The 19,246-nt window shown below is 70.4% G+C and carries 13 protein-coding genes and 1 other RNA gene; 1 reads left to right on the top strand and 13 read right to left on the bottom strand.

Going from position 1 to position 19,246, the window contains the following annotated elements; all coding sequences use genetic code 11:
• Positions 1–4 precede the first annotated feature (4 nt).
• The 4 genes from EW117_RS12275 to EW117_RS12290 all read right to left on the bottom strand — a co-directional run bounded on the left by EW117_RS12275 (position 5) and on the right by EW117_RS12290 (position 4,469).
• Positions 5–859, bottom strand: coding sequence for a carbohydrate ABC transporter permease (locus tag EW117_RS12275; protein ID WP_129786996.1), 855 nt, complete (start codon positions 857–859; stop codon positions 5–7).
• Positions 856–1,809, bottom strand: a complete 954-nt coding sequence (locus EW117_RS12280; RefSeq protein WP_242504252.1) for a carbohydrate ABC transporter permease — start codon at positions 1,807–1,809, stop codon at positions 856–858. The genes EW117_RS12275 and EW117_RS12280 overlap by 4 nt, the downstream gene beginning before the upstream one ends.
• Positions 1,810–1,919: 110 nt before the next feature.
• Positions 1,920–3,212, bottom strand: a complete 1,293-nt coding sequence (locus tag EW117_RS12285) for an extracellular solute-binding protein (protein ID WP_129786997.1) — start codon at positions 3,210–3,212, stop codon at positions 1,920–1,922.
• A 102-nt stretch (positions 3,213–3,314) separates the two neighbouring features.
• Positions 3,315–4,469 carry an ROK family transcriptional regulator gene (locus EW117_RS12290; protein WP_129786998.1) on the bottom strand — a complete coding sequence of 385 codons (1,155 nt, stop codon included), beginning with the start codon at positions 4,467–4,469 and terminating at the stop codon, positions 3,315–3,317.
• A 307-nt stretch (positions 4,470–4,776) separates the two neighbouring features.
• On the opposite strand from EW117_RS12290, the gene EW117_RS12295 reads away from it, so the two are divergent.
• Positions 4,777–5,748: a DUF4349 domain-containing protein gene (locus tag EW117_RS12295; RefSeq protein ID WP_129786999.1), complete on the top strand. Its 972-nt coding sequence runs from the start codon at positions 4,777–4,779 to the stop codon at positions 5,746–5,748.
• A 69-nt stretch (positions 5,749–5,817) separates the two neighbouring features.
• Here EW117_RS12295 and EW117_RS12300 read toward each other — a convergent pair whose 3' ends face one another.
• The 9 genes from EW117_RS12300 to ftsX form a co-directional block, all read right to left on the bottom strand.
• Positions 5,818–6,222, bottom strand: a complete 405-nt coding sequence (locus tag EW117_RS12300; RefSeq protein WP_129787000.1) for a RidA family protein — start codon at positions 6,220–6,222, stop codon at positions 5,818–5,820.
• A gap of 43 nt (positions 6,223–6,265) precedes the next feature.
• A complete protein-coding gene (locus EW117_RS12305) occupies positions 6,266–7,507 on the bottom strand; it encodes a type III PLP-dependent enzyme domain-containing protein (protein WP_129787001.1) in 1,242 nt (413 codons plus the stop codon).
• 57 nt (positions 7,508–7,564) lie between these two features.
• A complete protein-coding gene (locus tag EW117_RS12310) occupies positions 7,565–9,421 on the bottom strand; it encodes a beta-N-acetylhexosaminidase (protein ID WP_242504253.1) in 1,857 nt (618 codons plus the stop codon).
• 528 nt (positions 9,422–9,949) lie between these two features.
• Positions 9,950–11,830, bottom strand: a complete 1,881-nt coding sequence (locus EW117_RS12315) for a propionyl-CoA synthetase (protein ID WP_129787002.1) — start codon at positions 11,828–11,830, stop codon at positions 9,950–9,952.
• A 177-nt stretch (positions 11,831–12,007) separates the two neighbouring features.
• Entirely contained in the window at positions 12,008–15,571 is a 3,564-nt protein-coding gene (locus EW117_RS12320; RefSeq protein ID WP_129787003.1) for a S8 family serine peptidase, read from the bottom strand.
• A gap of 309 nt (positions 15,572–15,880) precedes the next feature.
• Positions 15,881–16,249, bottom strand: a transfer-messenger RNA (tmRNA) gene (gene ssrA, locus EW117_RS12325).
• Positions 16,250–16,348: 99 nt separating this feature from the next.
• Positions 16,349–16,825: an SsrA-binding protein SmpB gene (gene smpB, locus EW117_RS12330; RefSeq protein WP_129787004.1), complete on the bottom strand. Its 477-nt coding sequence runs from the start codon at positions 16,823–16,825 to the stop codon at positions 16,349–16,351.
• A 131-nt stretch (positions 16,826–16,956) separates the two neighbouring features.
• A complete protein-coding gene (locus tag EW117_RS12335) occupies positions 16,957–18,333 on the bottom strand; it encodes a M23 family metallopeptidase (protein ID WP_129787005.1) in 1,377 nt (458 codons plus the stop codon).
• Positions 18,333–19,244, bottom strand: a complete 912-nt coding sequence (gene ftsX / locus EW117_RS12340) for a permease-like cell division protein FtsX (RefSeq protein ID WP_129787006.1) — start codon at positions 19,242–19,244, stop codon at positions 18,333–18,335. The genes EW117_RS12335 and ftsX overlap by 1 nt, the downstream gene beginning before the upstream one ends.
• Between the last annotated feature and the right edge of the window lie 2 nt (positions 19,245–19,246).

The raw sequence follows: 19,246 nt of genomic DNA on the forward strand, positions 1-19,246 counted from the left end.
CCCATCAGCCCTTCACCGCGCCGGACACCAGACCACCGGTCATCCGGCCCTGCACGATCAGGAAGAAGACCACCGCGGGAATCGCGATGAGTACCGACGCCGCCATGACCGCTCCCCAGTTCGTGGCCTGTGTGGCCTGCAGGAACGTCCGCAGCCAGAGCGGCAGCGTCATGGCCTCGGGCCGCTGCATGATCACCAGCGCCGTGACGAACTCGTTCCACGCCTGGATGAAGGCGAACACACCGGTGGCCACCAGGCCCGGGGCGAGCAGCGGGAACGTGACCCGCCAGAACGCGCCGGCCCGGGAACAGCCGTCGATCATCGCCGCCTCCTCCAGCTCCTTGGGTACACCGTTCACGAATCCGCGCAGCGTCCAGATGGTGAACGGCAGCACACCGGCCGTGTACACGAGCGTCAGGCCGATGATCGTGTTGAGCAGCTGCCAGCCGTCGATGATCCGGAACATCGAGACGATCATCGCCTCTCCGGGGATCATCTGGACAACGAGGATCAGCACGATGAAAGTCCGGCGGCCCTTGAACTGGAACCTGGTGAGAGCCAGCGACGCGACGAAGCCCACGACCAGGGCGATCACCAGCGTCAGGAACGTGACACCTATCGAGTTCAGCACGGCCGGCGGGAACGGTGCCCGCGCCTCGCCGAACATCGCCGCGCGATAGTTGTCCAGCGTGAACAGGTCCGGCGTCGGGAAGAACGCCAGGTCCTCGCCGCGGATCCGGCTGTTCGGCAGGAACGACGTGCTGACCATCCAGTACACCGGGAACGCCGAGAAGGCGAAGACGATCAGGGCCAGGACGCCGAACCCGGTGTCGGCGAGGCGCCTGCGGATCTTGATCACAGCTCCTCCTCCCGCAGCGTGCGCCGCACATAGGGGTACGAGATGGCCAGCATGACGACCACGAAGATGACGCCGATCGCGCTCGCCAGGCCGTAGTGCCCCTGGGCCATACCCGTCTGGTAGATGTAGACGCCGATGGTGTTGGTCAGCTCCCGGTCGCCGCCGATGTCCTGCAGCACGAACACCTGCGTGAACACCTTCAGGTCCCAGATCATCGACAGGATCACGAGCACCGTGATGATGCTGCGCACGTACGGCACCTGGATGAGCCGGAAGCGCTGGAAGGCGCTCGCGCCGTCGAGCTGCGCGGCCTCCATCACCTCCTCGGGGATCTGCGTGAGGCCCGCGTACAGCGTGAACGCGACGAACGGCACGGCGCCCCACACGATGATGCAGGTCAGGATCAGGAAGAACGACCACGGGTTGAGCAGCCAGGAATTGCCGAACCACCGGTCGCCCGTGATCGCGGTGAGCACGTTGTTCACGACGCCGTACTGCGTGTCGAAGACCCAGCCCCACACGGTGGTCGCGGCCAGCGAGGGCATGGCCCAGGCCAGCAGCAGGCCCACCGACACCAGGAGCCGCATGCCCTTGCCGATCCGGATCATGAGCAGAGCGACGAGCATGCCGAGCACCATCGTCGTGACCACGAGGACGACCATGAGCGCGAAGCTGCGCCCCAGGACGGCCCAGAAGCCCTCGACGTCGGTCAGCACCGTCGCGTAGTTGTCGAAGCCGACCCACTCGGCGGGCAGACCCATGAGCTGGGCACGCTCGTACTCCTGGAACGACATGACGACCAGCCGGAGCACGGGATAGCCGGTCAGTACGCCGAGGATGACCATCGTGGCCGAGAGCAGGAGCCACGGCAGGAACGGTTTCCGGCTCGGCTGCCGGATCTCTTGGCGCGGTGGCGCCGTAGGCGCGGGAAGGTCCGCGAGAAGGCTCATGTCCGTCTTCCTCAGGGGGTCGGGCGGGGCACGCCCGGAGCGGGCAGTGGTGTCCCGTCCCGCCCGGGCGTTTCTGGGGCTGCACCGGGCGGGACGGGAAGCTGATCCGGTCAGCTGTTGAGGATCTCCTCGATGTCCGCGTCGAGCTGCTCCGCGACGGTCTTGACGTCCTCGCCGGAGGCGATCTTCGTGAAGGCGGTCTGCAGCAGCATCTTGGACTCGACGTCCGCCCACTTCGGCGAGGCCGGCGTGAGCTTGGCGTTGGCGGCCGCCTCAGCGGCGGCCTTGCCGATCGACGACTCCTGGTCGACCTGCTCGAACAGCGAGGTCTTGGCCGGGAAGAGGCCAGCACCGGCGAGGATCGACTGGTACTCGTCGCTGAGCAGGATCTCGTAGGCGCTCATCGCGAGGTCCGGACGGGCCGACTTCTGTGCGATGGCGATGTTCGAGCCGCCGGCGAACACCTGCGCGGCGCCGCCGTCCTTGCCCGGCAGGGCGAAGCCCTGGAGGTCCTTGCCGTAGGTGGAGGCGCAGCCCGGCACGCCCTCGGGGTCCTCGGGCTCCTCCGGCGCGTTGATCGACCACTGGATCCAGCTCGGCGCCGAGAGGAAGGCGACCTTGCCCTCGCAGAACGGCACCTGCAGGTCGGCCTCGTTGGTGTCGGCCGGGGCGTTGTTGCCCTTGGTCATGATGGTCTGGATCTGCTCCAGGCCGGCGAGGCCGCCCTCCGAGGAGAAGCCCGCCTCCCAGGTGCCGTCCTCGGCCTGCTCGGCGACGAAGCCGCCGTTCTCCCAGATGAAGGGCAGCGCGTTGTACCAGTCCTGGCCCGGCCAGTAGACCCCGGACAGGTCGTCCGTCTTCAGGTCGACGGCGGTTTCGACGTACTCGTCCAGCGTGGTCGGCACCTCGGTGTCGCCCAGGATCTGCTCGGAGTAGAAAACGACGCGCGAGCCCGAGTAGTACGGCAGGGCGTAGTGATTGCCCTCCCAGTCGCCGGCCTCGACGAAGCCGGGGAGCAGGTCGCTGCCGCCCAGGGTCTCGAACTCGTCGGCGGTGATCTCGCGGAAGTATCCCGCCGAGGTGAAGGCGGCAGCCTGGGTGTTGCCGATCTCGACCACGTCCGGGGCGTCCGAGCCGGACAGCGCCGTCGTGTACTTGTCGACCAGACCCTCCCAGGCCTGCTCCTCGATGACGAGAGTGCTGCCGGGGTTCTCCTCCTCGAAGGTCTTCTTCAGGTAGTCGCGGGCCTCGACGGGCGTGTCGGAGCCGACGAGCCAGACCCGGACCTCGCCTGGTCCGGTCTCCTCGGCGGTCGCGGCGCCGCCCGCGTTACCGCAGGCGCTGAGCGCGAGCGTCAGGGTGATCGCCGACGCCGCAGCGCCGACGAGACGGTTTGTGTTCACGTTGGGGTTCCTCCCGGGATACGACTTCGTGTCGCGGTGCATGGTGATGACTCGAGTGGAAGCTCGATGAGACGCCTGCCGCCGACACGTGCGCATAACTGCTCACGAGACCCCCAGCTGGGCGGAAAGCACGAGGACGGCGGCGCCCGCCAGCACGACGTCCTCGTCGAGCGCGGCCATCCGCAGCTGCAGGCCAGAGTTGATGGCCGGCATGGTCCGCTGACGGATGGTGTCCAGCGCTGCCTCGCGCAGGGCGCCGTCGAGCAGGCCACGCGGGCCGCTCAGCAACACCTCCGTGAGGTTGAGCGCGCTGACGACCGGGGCGAGGGTGACACCCAGTACCCGGCCTGCCGACGCCAGAGCGGCGTCGGAATCTTCCTTGTTCTTGTTCGCGACGGCGCGCCGCAGTGCCGGGACCGACAAGACGGTCTCGAGGCAGCCCACGCGGCCGCAGGCGCACTGCTCGCCGTTGTCGTCCACGGTGACGTGGCCGATCTCGCCCGCCGCGTCGCCCTGGCCGTGCACCCGCACGCCGTCGACCACGACGCCGGCACCCACGCCCGCACCGACGGTGACCACGAGCATGCTGCCGGTCGCCCCGCCGTAGGTGAACTCACCGAGCGCCGCCGTGTTCGCGTCGTTCGCGACGTGCACGGGCAGGCCCAGTCGCTCGCCCAGGATCTCGGCGAGCCGCACGTCGTACCAGCCGCGGTTGGGCGCCTCGACGACGCGCCCGTCCAGGTCGATGATGCCGGGCGAGCCGACGCCGACGCCGATCACCGGGTGGATCGCCGCCGCCACGAGCCGGCGGACGAAGCGGGTGAGCAGATCGACGAGCTCGTCGCCCGTGCGCCCGTCGATGTCGAGCTCGCGGCGGACCATCATCTCGCCGGTGAGGCTGAGCACGGCGCCCCGCATGTGGCGGTGCTCCGTGAGGTCGACGGCCACGATCTGAAAGGCGTCGGTGCGCAGGCCCACGAGGATCGCGGGCTTGCCGACGCGCTGGCCGGGCCGGGTGCCGAGCTCCTCCACCAGGCCCTCGGCGATGAGCACCGAGACCAGGTCGGAGATCGTGACGCGGGTGAGCGCGGTGGCTCGTGCGAGGTCGGCCCGGGAGGTGGGCCCCTCGTGGAAGAGGTGCTGCAGCACCAGGGACCGGTTGTGCGCCCTGGCGTGCTCGGGAAGCACCTTGGACGTCGCGCGCAAGCGTGCGCCGAGCCCTCGCCCGGTGCCGTTGCGTTCTGTCTGCGTCGCCATGTTTGTTAGTAGACCTCCTTAACAGAGTCGGTGTCCATCGCCCGGCGCGACCCGTAACAAGACTGTTACTTGGGTCACGTTTGCCCTGGCGCCGGACTCCCTCTGTCGACGTATCCGGATTACTTCGTGTGCCTGACGAATCCGAGCCTGCCGTACCTTGGCGGCCCAGGCATGACGTGACCGCACCGTGATCAAAAACCCCGCAAAACCGAAGAAAAATCTGGTCACCGGGCCCACAAGTTCACAAAGGGATCACAGTTCTCAGGTGGGGCATGTTCCTGCCCTGCGGGCCTCCTACGCTCGTCCCATGAAGCGCAACCGGTCAGCCAGGGGGGACGCGGGCCGGCCCGCGCGCCGACTCTTCCGCACCCTCCTGACAGCGGTCGTCGGAGGGACCCTCGTGGTCACCCTCGCGGCCTGCTCCGGCAGCGGCGCGAGCGACTCCGGTGGCGAACCGGCAGTCGGCGAAGGGTCCGCGCGCGAGGTCGTCGAACCGGGCACGGGCCAGGACGGCGTCGCCGACGCGACGGGCGCCGTCGGTATCGCCGAGGCTCCCGAGGAGGCCGTGAACCGCGAGCTCATCACCACCGGCAACGCGACGCTCGCGGTGGACGACCCGTTCGAGGCCGCCGAGCAGATCGCCGATCTCGTGGAGGAGGCGGGCGGCCGGGTCGAGGCGCGCGACGAGCAGGCCGCCACCGACGGCGAGCCCGGCAGCGCCTCGATGACGCTCCGCATCCCCGCCGACCGGGTGTCGGCCACGCTGGACGCCCTCGACGAGCTCGGCGAGGTACGTGACCGCCACGTCGAGACGGTGGACGTCACCGGGACCGCGCAGGATCTCGACGCCCGCATCGAGGCGCTGCGCACCTCCACCGACCGGCTGCGCGAGCTGATGGCCGACGCCGACCGCACCTCCGACCTCATCGAGATCGAGGCGGAGCTCTCCACCCGTCAGGCGGAGCTGGACTCCCGGGTCTCCGAGCGCAACCGGCTCTCCGACGAGGTGGCGATGTCCACGCTGCACGTCGAGATCGTCGCGGAGGACTCCCCCGCCGCTCAGGCGCGGCCCGGTGGGTTCCTTGGCGGCCTGTCCGCGGGGTGGAGCGCGCTGGTCAGCACTTTCAACGTCGTCGTCCTGGTGCTCGGGGCGATCATCCCGTGGCTCGCGCTGGCGGGCGTGGTGCTCCTGGTGGTCGTCGGCGTCCGCAGGCAGATCGCCAAGAACCGCCCCACGCTGCCCCCGACCGCAACCCCGGACCCGGCTCCCGCCGACTGACCTTGGTTGTGGGCGTGATCGTTGCGCCTAGAACGGGCACGTTGTCGCAACGATCACGCCCACAATCGATCAGTCGGTGATCGCGAGCGCGTCGATCTCCACCAGCATCGCCTCGTGCGGCAGACCGACGAACACCGTGGTGCGGCTCGGCAGCACGCCGCCCGGGCAGTGCTTCGTCACGAACTCGCCGTAGGCCTCGTTCATGGCCGCGAAGTCCTCACGCTTCGTGAGATAGACCCGCAGCATCACGACGTCGTCGAACGTCGCGCCGCTCGCCTCCACGATCGCGCGCACGTTCTCGAGCGTCCGGGTCGTCTGCGCGCCGACGTCGCCGGCGTGCACGTACGTGTTCGTCGCCGGGTCCATGGGGCCCTGCCCCGAGACCTGCACGAACGGCCCCTTGCGCACGCCCTGGTGGAACGTGTGGGCCGGCGCGGGGGCGTCCGGGGTCGAGAGGACGGACTTCGCGGTCATCGATATCTCCTTGGTCGGGTCGTGCGATGGGCCGGGTACGGGTTCAGAAGTCGAGGGTGACCTGCTCGACGACGTCGTCGCCGCGGGTCACCAGGGCGGTGCGGTACTTGTCGAGGGTGGTGCACGGGTGCGAGATCCCGAACCCGATGACGTCGCCCGGCCGCAGCACGCCGTCGGCGGCGGAATCCAGCGCGAGGTAGGCGTGCTGGTCGTTGAGCGCCGTCACCCGCACGCCGGTCAGGGTGCGCGGCTCACCCAGCCGCCCGGCGGCGTCGGGCGTGCGCGCGACGAGCGGCGTCGGCAGGTCGATGTCGAACGACACGTCCCGGCGGCCCAGACCGCAGATGACCAGCCCGGGCTCGGGGGCGGACAGCACCGCGGCCCAGACCGTGATCGCGGGCCGGAGCCGCTCGGTGCCGAGGCGCGTCCACGGGTCGACGCGCACGTAGTGGCCGTGGTCGTGCGTCACGTAGGCACCGGACCGCAGCACCACACGGGTCGGCACGTCCTCGCCCGCCGCGTCCCGGACCGGCACGGGGAGGCGCCGCGCCACGACATCGGCGAAGGTGCTGCCGCCCGCGCTCAGGACCACGGGTCCGTCCACGAGGTCCGCGACCCCGGCGCCCGCCTCGCGCAGCTCGTCGCACCATCGCCCGACGGCGGCCAGCTCCTCGTCGCTGGTGCCGCTCGCCACCGGACCCTCGTAGCCGGCGATGCCGACCAGCCGGAGCCCGGCGTCATGCACCAGCCCGGCGAGCGTGACGGCGTCGGACACGCCGCGCACACCGGTGCGGCCACCGGGGACACCCAGCTCCACGAGCACGCCCAGGCGGGCGACGGTCTCCGGCGCGGCGCCGGCGAAGCCCCCGGCGAGCAGCTCGACGCCCCACGTGGAGTCCACGTACACCCATACCTCGTCGGCGAGCCTGTTCGCGGCCTCGCCGGCGGTGCCTTCAGCGATGCCGTCGGTGAGGGCCGAACGCAGCCAGGCGACGTCGCGCGGGTCGACGAGCTCGTTCGCGAGGAAGGCGCGGCGTCCCGAACCCGGGACGCCCCAGCCGAGCGCGGTCCGGAGCTGTGCGGGGGTGGCCACGGTCGCGCCCCACACCCCGGTGGCGGACTGCCGCTCCCAGACCTCGCGGGACATGTGCGTCTTCACGTGCGGCGCATGCTCGACGCCGGCACCGGCGAACGCGCCCGCCACGGTCGCGATGTTGTGGTCCAGGGCCGCCTCGTCGAGCGTCAGGAGGGGCCAGGTGAACGTGGGATCGTCGATGCGCAACACACCCACATCCTGCCGTGCGACCTGACCCCCGAGCCAACCGGCCGGCGCTCGTCGAGGTCACCCCGGGTCCGGCTGCGCCGGATGGTCCTGCTCCGGGAGGTTCTCGACGCCGCCGTCCTCGCGCCAGCCGCCGAGCCCCGCCCAGCCGCCGACGGCGGTCTCCGCCGCCAGGTCGCGCGGGTGGCCCTGGACGCCGGGCCGGGTCTGCCACGGGTGGGGCCCCGCGACCGGTCGGTACTCGACGCCGTACGCGTCCAGGCGCGGCAGGTGGCGCCGTTCCAGGCGCTCCAGGAACTCCTTCGACGCCGCTGAGCCCGGCTCCCGGTCGGCCCGGGGCGACCACACCACCTCGGCGAACGCCGCGAGCCGCGGATAGGTCGCGTAGTCGACGCGCCGCGCGCCGTCCAGATGCTCCGACCAGACCTGAGCCTGCGCCCCCAACAACCGCCCCACCGTCCGTTGAGTGCTGGATTTTCGCCCCGTCCGTGGGCCTTGGACGGGCGAAAATCCGGCACTCAGCGGGGCGGGGAGGGGGTCGAAAGCGTAGACGTCCTCGATCGTGCGGAGGAAGCCCACCGGGATCGGCTCCAGCGGGTGATCGCTCGCGCGATGGTCCAGGTAGACGGCCTGTTCGGGCGCCATGACCACGTCGTATCCTGCCTCGAGCGCGGCCGCGCCCTGGGCGTAGCCACGCCAGGACGTCACGATCACGTCGCGCGGCAGCATCGGCGACATCGCCTCGTCCCAGACGACGGCGCGACGGCCGGCCGCCGACACGTGCTCGGCCAGGCGGGCGATGAACCAGCCGTGCAGCTGTGTGACGTCGGGTGCGCCGTCGGGCGCGAGCAGGCCCAGCGCCCTGGCACGCTCGACGATCCGGGGCGACTCACGCCAGAGCGTGGGCGGTACCTCGTCGCCGCCGAGGCCGATCCACGGGGTGTCGAAGACGTCGAGCACTTCGTCCAGCACGTGCCGGAAGAACGCGAGCGAGCCCTCGGACGGGTCGAGCACGTCCTGGCTGATGCCCCACGTGGTGCGGACGCTCTGGCGGTCCTTGCGCGTGCCGAGCTCCGGGTAGGCGGCGACGGCGGCCTCGACGTGACCCGGCACGTCGATCTCCGGAACCACGGTGACGCCCCGGTCGCGGGCGTAGGCGACGATCTCGCGCAGGTCGTCCTGCGTGTAGAAGCCGCCGTGCGGACGACCGTCGCCCGAGCCGGTGCGCCACGTGCCGACGGTGGACTCGCGACGCCAGGCGCCGGTCCGCGTCAGCTCCGGGTAACGGTGGACCTGCATCCGCCAGCCCTGGTCGTCGGTGAGGTGGAGCTGCAGCACGTTCAGCCGGTGGGCGGCGGCGAGGTCGATGAACCGGAGCACGTCGTGCTTGGGCAGGAAGTGCCGGGCGACGTCGAGCAGCACCCCCCGCCACTCGAAACGCGGGTGGTCCTCGATGCGCACCGCCGGGAGCTCGAGCGGCGCGATGCCACTGCCGCTGTAGGCCGCGGCCGCGCGCCGGTAGGCCGCCGGGCCGGCGAGCTGGCGCAGGGTCTGGGCGGCGGCGTGCGCGCCGGCGAGGTCCGCGGCGTCGACCCGAACCGAGCCGGCCACCGAGCCGACGGCCTCCGGACGGCCCGCCGTGGGGCGCACCTCGAGGCGGTATCCGCCGGCGGGCAGATCTGGAGCGAGGGCGAAGTCGACGTGCTGTCCCGTCGAACGGTCGGAGCCGCGATCGGTCCCCGAGGGAACCAGGTCGAGGCCGAAGGCCTCCTCCGTGACATGGCGCCACCAGCGCGCGGCGGGACGCAGCACGGGGTCGGTCCCGACCCGCGCGCCGTCCTCGAGCAGCATCGAACCGCCCGGTACCTGCGCCGACGCAGGCTCCGGAACGAGGCCAGGGTCTCCGGGGTGTTGCACGGGCGTCACCCTAGCGTGGTGGTCTGTTCGGACGCCGATGTTCGGCGTGGTTGCGCGAGAGCGCGCGATCCTCGAGGACCGCGCGCTCCCCCGCCACCCGGGATCCGTCAGGCCGCCCGGCAGGACACGTCCCGCGCAGGCATCGCGCCGTCGACCAGGTAGGTCGTCGCGACATTCAGGGCGCAGGATCAGCACGTTGCGCGGCCCCTCGTCGGCAATCTGCACCAGCGGCTCGAAAGTCTGCTCGGCCCCCTGGGCGAACCTACGGAGGCCCTCCGCGCACTGCTCGGCCGCGGCCTCGACGACCTTCGCCCGCAGGGCCACGCTCCGGCCTCGCACTCGTCGCGGCTGGACGCGCTGCCGCCCGCCCCCGGATGCGCCGTGCCGCGGCGGGCGGTTCGGGAGCGGAAAGGGGGAACTGAAGTGGATTCGCTTCGTGTATCCACCCTCCGACGGCGCACACGCGGCGGGCAGTGCCGCCGATCACCACCTTGCCTGGAGAAACACCCGGTCGATGCATGACATGTGTCAGTCCCGCCGCAGCACCGGCTCCAGAGCGGTCAGCACCGCCGGGTCCTCGATCGTCGACGGCACGGCAGGATGCTCGCCGTCGGCCAGCTGACGCATGGTGCGCCGCAGGATCTTGCCCGAGCGGGTCTTCGGCAGCCCGGCGACGATCTCGACGTCCTTGAACGCGGCGACCGGCCCGATCTGGTCGCGCACGGCGGCGACGAGCTCCGCCGCCACCCCCTCGGGGTCGGCCCCCGCCTTGAGCACCACGAGCCCGCGCGGCACCTGCCCCTTGAGGGGGTCGGCGGCGCCGATCACCGCGCACTCCGCCACCGCGGGATGCGCCGCGAGCACCCCCTCGATCGCCCCGGTCGACAGGCGGTGCCCGGCGACGTTGATGACGTCGTCGGTGCGGCCCATGACATAGACGTACCCGTCTTCGTCGATGTAGCCGCCGTCGCCCGACAGGTAGTAGCCGTCGTACGCCGCAAGATACGACGACACGTACCGCTCGTCGTCGCGCCACAGCGTCTGCAGGGTCCCGGGCGGCAGCGGCAGCTTGATCGCGAGGCTGCCCTCCTGCCCGGGCCCGGCTACCGTGCCGTCGGGCAGCAGCACCTGCACATCGAAGCCCGGCACGGGGACCGACGGTGACCCGGGCCGCGTCGGCATGAGGTCGAGCCCGCGCAGGTTCGCGACGACGGCCCAGCCGGTCTCGGTCTGCCACCAGTGGTCGATGACGGGCACCCTGAGGATGCTTCCCGCCCACTCGTACGTGCCGGGGTCGAGCCGCTCCCCCGCGAGGAACAGGTGCCGCAACGACGAGGTGTCGTGCCCTGCCACGAGGATCCCTTCCGGATCCTCCTTCTTGATCGCCCGGATCGCGGTCGGCGCGGTGAACAGGGCTTCGACGCCGTGCTCGGCGACGACCCGCCAGAACGCCCCGGCGTCGGGCGTACCGACGGGCTTGCCCTCGTACAGCACGGTCGTGGCGCCTGCGATCAGCGGCCCGTAGACGATGTAGGAGTGGCCGACCACCCAGCCGACGTCGGACGCCGTCCACCAGACCTGGCCTGCGTCGATGTCGTAGATCTTGCGCATGGACCAGGCCAGGGCGACGGCGTGGCCGCCGTTGTCGCGCAGGATCCCCTTGGGCTTCCCCGTGGTCCCCGACGTGTACAGGATGTAGAGCGGGTCGGTCGCCGCGACGTCGGCACAGGGAGCCGGATTGGTCCGCCCGGCATGCATGGCGGTGGCCCAGTCCAGGTCCCGGCCCTCGACGAGCGTCGCCGCCGCCTGCGGCCGCTGGAGCACCACGCACGACGACGGTTCGTGGTCGGCCAGCTCCAGCGCCCGGTCGAGCAGCGGTTTGTACTCCACCACCCGGCTGGGCTCGATCCCGCACGACGCCGAGACCACTACCTTCGGCTGCGCGTCGTCGATCCGGACCGCCAGCTCGTTCGCGGCGAACCCACCGAACACCACCGAGTGCACGGCCCCCAGGCGGGCACACGCGAGCATCGCGATGACGGCCTCGGGCACCATGGGCATGTAGATCACCACGCGGTCGCCCTGCCCGACCCCGAGGTCGCGCAGGGCGCCGGCGAACGCCGCGACGTCCTGCAGCAGCGTGGCGTAGGTGATGGTCCTGGAGGTGCCGGTGACGGGGCTGTCGTAGATCAGCGCCGCCTGGTCCCCACGGCCCGCGATCACGTGCCGGTCCAGCGCGTTGTAGCAGGTGTTCAGTCTGCCGTCGGGGAACCAGCGGTAGAACGGCGGGCTGTCGGCGTCGAGCACGCGGGTGGGCTTGCGGAACCAGGAGATCAGACCCGCCTGCTCACCCCAGAATCCCTCGGGATCGTCGAGGCTGCGCCGGTAGACGTCCGCGTAGTCGGCCATGTGATGCCCTTCCGCTCCGGCGCGCGAACCCCGGTGTCCGCGCCGCTGCCAGTGTGCCCTGGCCAGGTCCCGACGTCGAGCGGCCTGCGCGCGAGAACCTCCGGGCTTCGCGGGTGCTGCGCTAGACAGCTCCACGCTCGCCCGGAGGTCCTCTCCTCAGCTCGTCGCCGACCGCCGCTACTCGAACCGAACCCGCGCGGTGTCACGGGCGGTCTCCACGCCCCCGTCAACCTGCCGGACCACCACGGTCTTGGGACCGCTGGTCGCGAACTGTGCCGTGTCGAACACGAAGGACCAGTCGGCGAAGCCGAGGGTCGGCCGCCAAGCGGTCCCGACGACGGGCGCGTTCCGGTCGACGATCTGCCACTGCACCTCAGCGTTCGGCGAGACGGTGAACCGGCTGGCCGACGCCTCCGATACCGTCCCGTCGACCCGCGCCCGAGCGTAGATGACGTGCTCGCCGACGGGCAGTGTGCCGATCTCGACGCTCCAGGTACCGGTGCCCTCGTCGAGGACCGCGGTCCGTGGCTCGGCGAAGGACACGTCGTCCACCGACACCTGCACCCGCCGCGTGACCGGATGGTCCCCGGCCCCGGTCGGGTCGCTGCCAGGGTCGGGGAACGCGTACGAGCCACCTGCTGTGATCGTCTCGGACTCGCCGAGCTCCGAGCCGTCGCCCGGAGACGTGATGCTCGCGCCGAGCTCGAACCCGGTCGACGGCAGGTCGGCGGGTGCGATGACGATCTTCGACGCATGGGCACCCTCGAACCCGAACGCCCACGATCGGGCGCCGAGAAGCCGCACCTGGAAGGTGATCTGCTCGCCGGAGAACGCCGGACGGGACGTCGTGAAGGAGAACTCGTGCTTCGTCCAGCACGCCTCGCCCAGCGTCGTGCAGACGGCGCCGCCGGGACCGCTCCCGTTGACGGGTGCGAGCATGCCCTCGCCTTCGCCCAGCTCCCGATCCGTGGCCATCAGCACGCCGGTGGGCTGCACCATCATGGGCGTCTCGCCGGCGATGTACAGCTCGACGTGCACGGTCGACCCGGCCGGCAGCGGCGCGTCGAGCGGAGCGTCCGATGGAAAGATGCCCAGCGGCCGGAAGGCCGCGCCTACGCTGGTGACACGGGACTCGAAGCACGGCTCCAGGTCGCCCGGGGTGTTCTCCGCCCCCAGGTACGTCTCGTTGATGGTCGCACCGCAGCCGGTGACACCAGGCTCGGCCGAGACCCGGCGGTGCAGGTAGCGGGTCAGGGGCGCAGCACTGTGCGTCCGGGGCTCGCTGCCCGGCTCGTCCGCCTCCTTCGCCTCCGCCACTTCACGCAGGACGTCGAGGGTGCCCGCGACGCTGGTCAGGTCGGCTGCCGTGAGGTCGACGCCGTCGGCGATGCTCTCGTCGTCGGCTGCTCCGTCGCCGTCACGGTCGTAGCCACCCCACAGCGTGTCGCGCACGGCACGGTCCAGGGCGAAGAACTGGTCCTCGAACGGCCGCTCCGGCAGCAGCTCTGCCCCGAGCAGGACGTCGACAGCCCGCCGGGCCGAATGGGGCGTCGCCGCACCGTAGCCCTCGAACAGGACGTTCGACTCACCGCTGTACGGCGCAGTCAGCGGATACGGGTACGGCGAGACGGCGTTGTCCTGGTTCAGCGGGAACGCGGTCTTCAGGACGGCCTCGCGCAGCTCCGCCCGGGTCAGCTTGCCGTCGGCAAGGTAGACGCTCTCGTCTCGCGCGATGCCGGAGGCGACCACCTGGCCGGGCTTCTGCCCGGCGGCACCGTCGCCGACAGCCGCTCTGGCCTGGGTCAGTACCGAGCCGAAGACGCCGGCGGTATACGGCGTCGCCGCAGACGTGCCGCCGAAGGCGCACTGGCCGATCGTCCCGGTGCGGCACGCCGAGGGTAGGTTGCCATCGCCCCAGGCCGAGACATGCACGGGTATGCCGTCGCCGACGACAGCGCGCTGGTTGTCGCGCCGGATGGCACCCACGGTGATGTTCCAGTCCGGGCCCGTCTGGTCGGAGTGCCAGGTGTTCACCGGCACGTCGAAGGCGTTGCCCACGCCGTTCCCCGCGGCGAACAGCACGGTCTGTCCCCGCTCGGCCGCGGCCTTGGTGACCTCCTCGCCGCTGCTGACAGGACCGACCGGGGCGCCGCCGACATAGCCGAACGAGTGCGAGGTGATGTCCACCCACGGGTAGCCGGTCGCGACGGTCTCGTCCAGCCCCTCGACAGCCACGAGCAGGCAGGTCGGGCAGTAGCCGTAACGGTTGCCGGACGACACCGACGCCGATCCGGAGCCGTGGCCGTTGTCGTCCAGGATCGGGTGCGGATCATCCGCGGACGTCGCACCGGTGGAGCCGCCCGCGTCAACGGCACCGACGATCTTCGTGCCCGGGATCCAGTAGAGGGTCGCCGGGGCGATCGTCTCGTTGCCTGCCCAGAGCGATGTGTCTTCGGCAGGCAGGTATCCCTCACCCAGCGTGACGGGGAGCGCCGCGGCGTCCTCCGGATAACCGGGGATGTACTCCGAAGGATGCCTGGTGAAGTTGTCCGTCAGGGCCAGAACGGCCGGGTCCGGATAGGTCTGCGCCGAGAACTCTTCGTGGTACGGGTTGATACCGGTGTCCGCAATGCCGATCACTGTGACCGGTACGGTCTGCGTCGCGATCACCTCCGGCGCTGCGACCAGGATGCTCGTCGTCTGCCGACGTTCCAGCCCAGCGGAGTCCGTGGCCTTGAGAGTCGCCAGGTACCGCCCCTCGGGCAGATGAACGGTCGGAGCAGGGCCCGCGGCGTCGTCGAACTCGCCGTCACCGTCCAGGTCCCATCCGATGGTCAGGGGCGCTGTCCCGCCCGTCGCCCTACCGGCGAGGGCCTGATCCGCGCCCAGCGCGAACGCGTACGGACCGCCCGCCGCAACGACAGGTCGCGGGTCGGCCTGCTGGATGCCCGTGACGACCGACGTGACGGTGTCGGTCACCGTGAGCCAGCGGTCCACGCGCAGCGTCCACGTGCCCTCGGCGGGTCCGTCCACACCGGTCGCCTCCGACGTCTGCGGTGTTCCACCGGCCGAACGTGCGGCCTCGTTGCCGTTCGGACCGATGAGGATGAGGTCGTAGTCGTTGTTCTCGTTGGTCCAGGTCACGTTCACGTCGAGGCGGGCCGTCCCCGCGACGACGTCGAACTCGTACTCCAGCGGCGCCACGCCCGTCACGCCGGGTGTCGTGTCCGACGCCGTCTCGTCCAGCAGCACCGCCTCGACGCTCTTGTACACGACGACCTTGACGACGTCGGTGCTTGTCGCCCCGAGGCGATCGGTGACCTCGAGTGTCACGTCGTACGTGCCGGGCTGCAGACCCGTGCTGTCGAAGGTGGGGGTCGCGGAATCGGCACGAGCCAGCGTCCCGTCAGTGGCCGACCATGAGAACTCGTACGGTGCGGCACCGCCGAAGGCCGCGCCCAGCAGGGCCGTCGAGCCGCCGGCGGCGACAAGTCCGCTGTCCCCGGCGTCTGCCACCAGAGGACCGGCCGAGCTCTCCGGCGCTCCGGTGCTCGCCGTCCCGGCCACAGGTACCTCGCCCGTCACGCGGTCGCGCACGCGACCGTCGGTCACGGCCTGCCCGCCGATCGACTCGATGCTCACGTCCGCCGAGGTATCCGCCGCAGCGCCAGGTAACACGGTGCCGAACAGCGCCGAGACCAAGAGCGCCGAACCGAGCAGCATGGGTCTACGCACCGCCATCGTGAGTCCTCCTTGTGGCTCGTGAGGTTGCGGCCGTACCTCGGTACTGCCTGGCAGACACCGGTTCACGCTCGCAGGGTGGACACACCTTCCATTCCGGGCTGAACGGACTCAAGAGGAGAAACCGAACCGAGACCCTTCCGTTACGATCCAGGTTCTCCCCAGCCGGCCCACAGCGAGCCGGCGGAGGTCGCCAGCAGCCACGAGCCACGAGCCACCCGCGCGCGGGCCCACCTGCCCCGCGCACACCAATGCCCGGGCCGATGTCGGCCCGGGCACGAGTGACTACGGTTCGGATCGCCGAACCTGATGTGGAGCTGCCGGGAATCGAACCCGGGTCCGGTATCGGTTTTCGAGGACTTCTCCGGGCGCAGTCTGCTATGGATTTTCTCGGCCCCCGTGCTCGCGCAGACACGTTCACGGACAGGCCCAGTCACCTGAGTGTTCCCGCAGCCCCGATGACGAGAGCTACGAGCAGTGGCTTCCTAGATGACGCCGGCTACTGGGACGGAAGCAATTCCCAGGCCGACGGAGTTCGGGCTCGCTCAGGCGGCGAGGGCGAACTCGTTGCGCGAGTTATCGGCAACTATTGGTTTACAGGCATCGTTAACGAGATAAGCCTGCATCCTCGACCCGCTTCTCCTCGAAGCACGACCACCGTCGAAACCGATCAGCCCCTATGTTGTTTTCAACGTGTCCCACGCGGGCTGCGCCCGTGCGGAACGTCTCCAGTCTAGGTGATCAACACCCTGGACGGGAACGTTATTTCCGCAACAGTCAGCCGAGCATCTCCTTGGCCCGCATGGCCCGCTGCGCCTCGCGCATGTCCTGCTGCTCGCGCAGGGTCTGCCGCTTGTCGTACTCCTTCTTACCGCGCGCGAGCGCGATCTCGACCTTGGCCCGGCCGTCCAGGAAGTACAGCGACAGCGGGATGAGGGTGTGCCCCTTCTCCCGCGACTTGGACTCCAGCCGCGCGATCTCCTCGCGGTGCAGCAGGAGCTTGCGCCGACGCCGCGGCGCGTGGTTGTTCCACGTGCCCTGGAAGTACGCGGGGATGTGCACGTTCTCGAGCCACGCCTCGCCGCGGTCGATGTTGGCGTACCCGTCCGTGAGGGACGCCCGCCCCATCCGCAGCGCCTTGACCTCGGTACCCGAGAGCACGAGCCCGGCCTCGAAGACGTCCTCGATCACGTAGTCATGACGGGCCTTCTTGTTGTTCGCCACGATCTTGCGCGGATCGTCCTTCTTGGCCATGGTCTCCCTCCGGGATCTGCTGTTCGGCGCACCTCGTGCAGGCAGCGCGACGGCCCAGTTTACGCGCCGGACCAGGGTGGACCAGGCTTTTACGACCAGGTATCTGTCACCGGGCTCCCGCAGCCAGGCTCCTACAGCCAGGTCATCGGGTCGACCGTCGAACCGTCGACGTACACCTCGAAGTGGAGGTGGCAGGCCGTGGACGTCCCGGTGGTGCCTGAGTAGCCGATCACCTGACCCCGCGAGACGTGCTGACCCGACGAGACCGCGAAAGACGTGAGGTGGTTCGCGCTCGTCATCACGCTGCTGCCGCCGGACGAGTAGCCGTGGTTGATCAGCACCTGGTTGCCGAGTCCGTCCAGGTACCGCGCGTACTGCACGGTGCCGTCGGCAGGGGCCAGGATCGGCGTGCCGCAGTACGCCCGGAAGTCGGTCCCGGCGTGCAGCCGGTAGTACTGCAGCACCGGGTGGAAGCGCATGCCGTACGACGACGTGACGACCGGGCTCGCCGTCGGGTAGCTGAGGAACGACAGGCTGCCGGCGCTGCTGCCACCGGAGGAACCACCCGACGAGTCACCGCCGTCGGACGATCCACCGCCGGAGGAGCCGCCCGACGCCGCCTCCCGCTCGGCCTGCTCCTGGGCCAGCCGTTCGTCCCGCTCCTCCTGCTCGCGGATGATCCCCTTGAGGTCGGCCTCGATGGAGCTCAGCTCCTGCTCGTTGTCCCGCATGCTCTCCAGCGCGACGTCCTTGCGCCGCTCGATGCGGTTCTTGAGCCGCTGCTGCTCCGCGATCAGCTCCTGGATCTCGGCCTTGCGCGCCACTGCGGCCTGCTTGGCCTGCTCCTTGGACCGCACGTTCTCGTCGGCCAGGCGCTTGAGCTCCGTGACGACCTCGCGGATCGCGGACAGCCGCGCCTGCAGGTTGCGGGCGGTCGCCTCGGCATCCTGCAGCTCGGCGAGGGTGCGCGCCCGGATCCGCGCGGCCGACGACGACACCGAGTACCCGTCGATGAACTCCTCGGTGCTCTGCGCGCCGGTCACCAGGCCGATCGTCGAAGCGTCGCCCGCGCCGCGGAACTCCTCCCGGGCCATCTGCGCGATGTCGTCGCGGGCGCCGTCGACCTTGCCGGAACCGTCCTGGAGCTGCTGACTGACCTTGGCCTCCTCGAGCTGGGCGTCAGCCAGCCGCTGGGCGAGGATCGCCGCCTCGCGCTCGGCCCGCTCCAGCTCCGCCTCGGCGACGGCGAGCTCGGCCTCCGCCACCGGCAGGCGGCCCTCTACCTGGTTCAGCTCGAGCACGGCGTCCGCGAGCTGGGTATCGGTGTGCTCCAGCTCGGCCTCGAGGCTCTCGCGCTCCTTCTCCTTGGCCGCCTGCTCGCGCTCGGCCGCTGCCCGACGGTCGTCGAGGTCGTCAGCGTAGACGGCGGTCGCGCCGCCCAGCAGCAGGACGATCGCGAGCAGCGCGGCGAGCGGGCCGCGGCGGTTTCGGTCTCGGGAAGTAGCCATCAGATCCTCGTGTACCGGTTCAGGGTGAAGAAGGACGAGACAGCGGCAAGGGCGACGGCCATGATCACGAGCAGCGGCGCGACGCGCAGCACGTCGACCTCCGACACGTAGGCCACCCAGTCGACTGACCGTTCGAGCCAGTCGCTCACCATGAACCGCACGGCGAGCCACAGCCCGCCGCCGGCGAGCAGCGAGCCCAGCACCGCCGCCAGCGCGCCCTCCAGCAGGAAGGGCAGCTGGATGAACAGGTTGGACGCGCCCACCAGGCGCATGATCTCGGTCTCCTTGCGCCGCGAGACGGCGCTCAGCCGGATGGTGGTCGTGATCAACAGCACCGCGGCCAGCAGCATGACGCCGGCCAGCCCTGCCGCGAGCAGGGTGGCGACGTTGAGCGTGCGGAACAGCGGCTCGAAGACTGCCCGCTGGTCCTCGACGATCTCCACGCCGTCGCGCCCGGACAGCACGTCGCTGACGACGGCGAACTGCTCGGCGTCGGACAGCTTGAGGCGGAGCGAGGCCTGCATGTCGTCGGCGGTGAGCTGGGTGCCCTGGTAGCCGTCCGGGTAGCGTTCGCTGAACGCCTCGAACGCCTGCTCCTTCGACTCGAAGTAGACCTTGCTGACCTCGTCGGACAGCTCGGTCTCGATGATCTGGCGCACGGCGTCGATCTGGTCGTCGGTGGCCTCGCCACCCGCGCAGGTCGGCGACACGGAGCCCTCCGGGCAGAGGAACACCGACACCTCGACGAGGTCGTACCAGTCGTCCTTGAGCTTGCCGATCTGGGCCTGCAGCAGCGCGGCGGCGCCCACGAACGTCAGCGACACGAAGGTCACGAGAACGACGGCGACGACCATGGTGGTGTTCCGGCGGAGGCCGGAGAAGACCTCGCCCAGCACGAACTGGAAGCGCACGC

It is taken from the genome of Promicromonospora panici (assembly GCF_900608595.1).
GTDB classification, from domain to species: domain Bacteria; phylum Actinomycetota; class Actinomycetes; order Actinomycetales; family Cellulomonadaceae; genus Promicromonospora; species Promicromonospora panici.

Excerpts from the sequence above, each read along its gene's own strand:
- EW117_RS12335 (WP_129787005.1), bottom strand. The coding sequence starts at position 18,333 with ATGGCTACTTCCCGAGACCGAAACCGCCGCGGCCCGCTCGCCGCGCTG.
- EW117_RS12280 (WP_242504252.1), bottom strand. The coding sequence starts at position 1,809 with ATGAGCCTTCTCGCGGACCTTCCCGCGCCTACGGCGCCACCGCGCCAA.
- EW117_RS12320 (WP_129787003.1), bottom strand. The coding sequence starts at position 15,571 with ATGGCGGTGCGTAGACCCATGCTGCTCGGTTCGGCGCTCTTGGTCTCG.
- EW117_RS12300 (WP_129787000.1), bottom strand. The coding sequence starts at position 6,222 with ATGACCGCGAAGTCCGTCCTCTCGACCCCGGACGCCCCCGCGCCGGCC.
- EW117_RS12315 (WP_129787002.1), bottom strand. The coding sequence starts at position 11,830 with ATGGCCGACTACGCGGACGTCTACCGGCGCAGCCTCGACGATCCCGAG.
- EW117_RS12295 (WP_129786999.1), top strand. The coding sequence starts at position 4,777 with ATGAAGCGCAACCGGTCAGCCAGGGGGGACGCGGGCCGGCCCGCGCGC.
- EW117_RS12290 (WP_129786998.1), bottom strand. The coding sequence starts at position 4,469 with ATGGCGACGCAGACAGAACGCAACGGCACCGGGCGAGGGCTCGGCGCA.
- smpB (WP_129787004.1), bottom strand. The coding sequence starts at position 16,825 with ATGGCCAAGAAGGACGATCCGCGCAAGATCGTGGCGAACAACAAGAAG.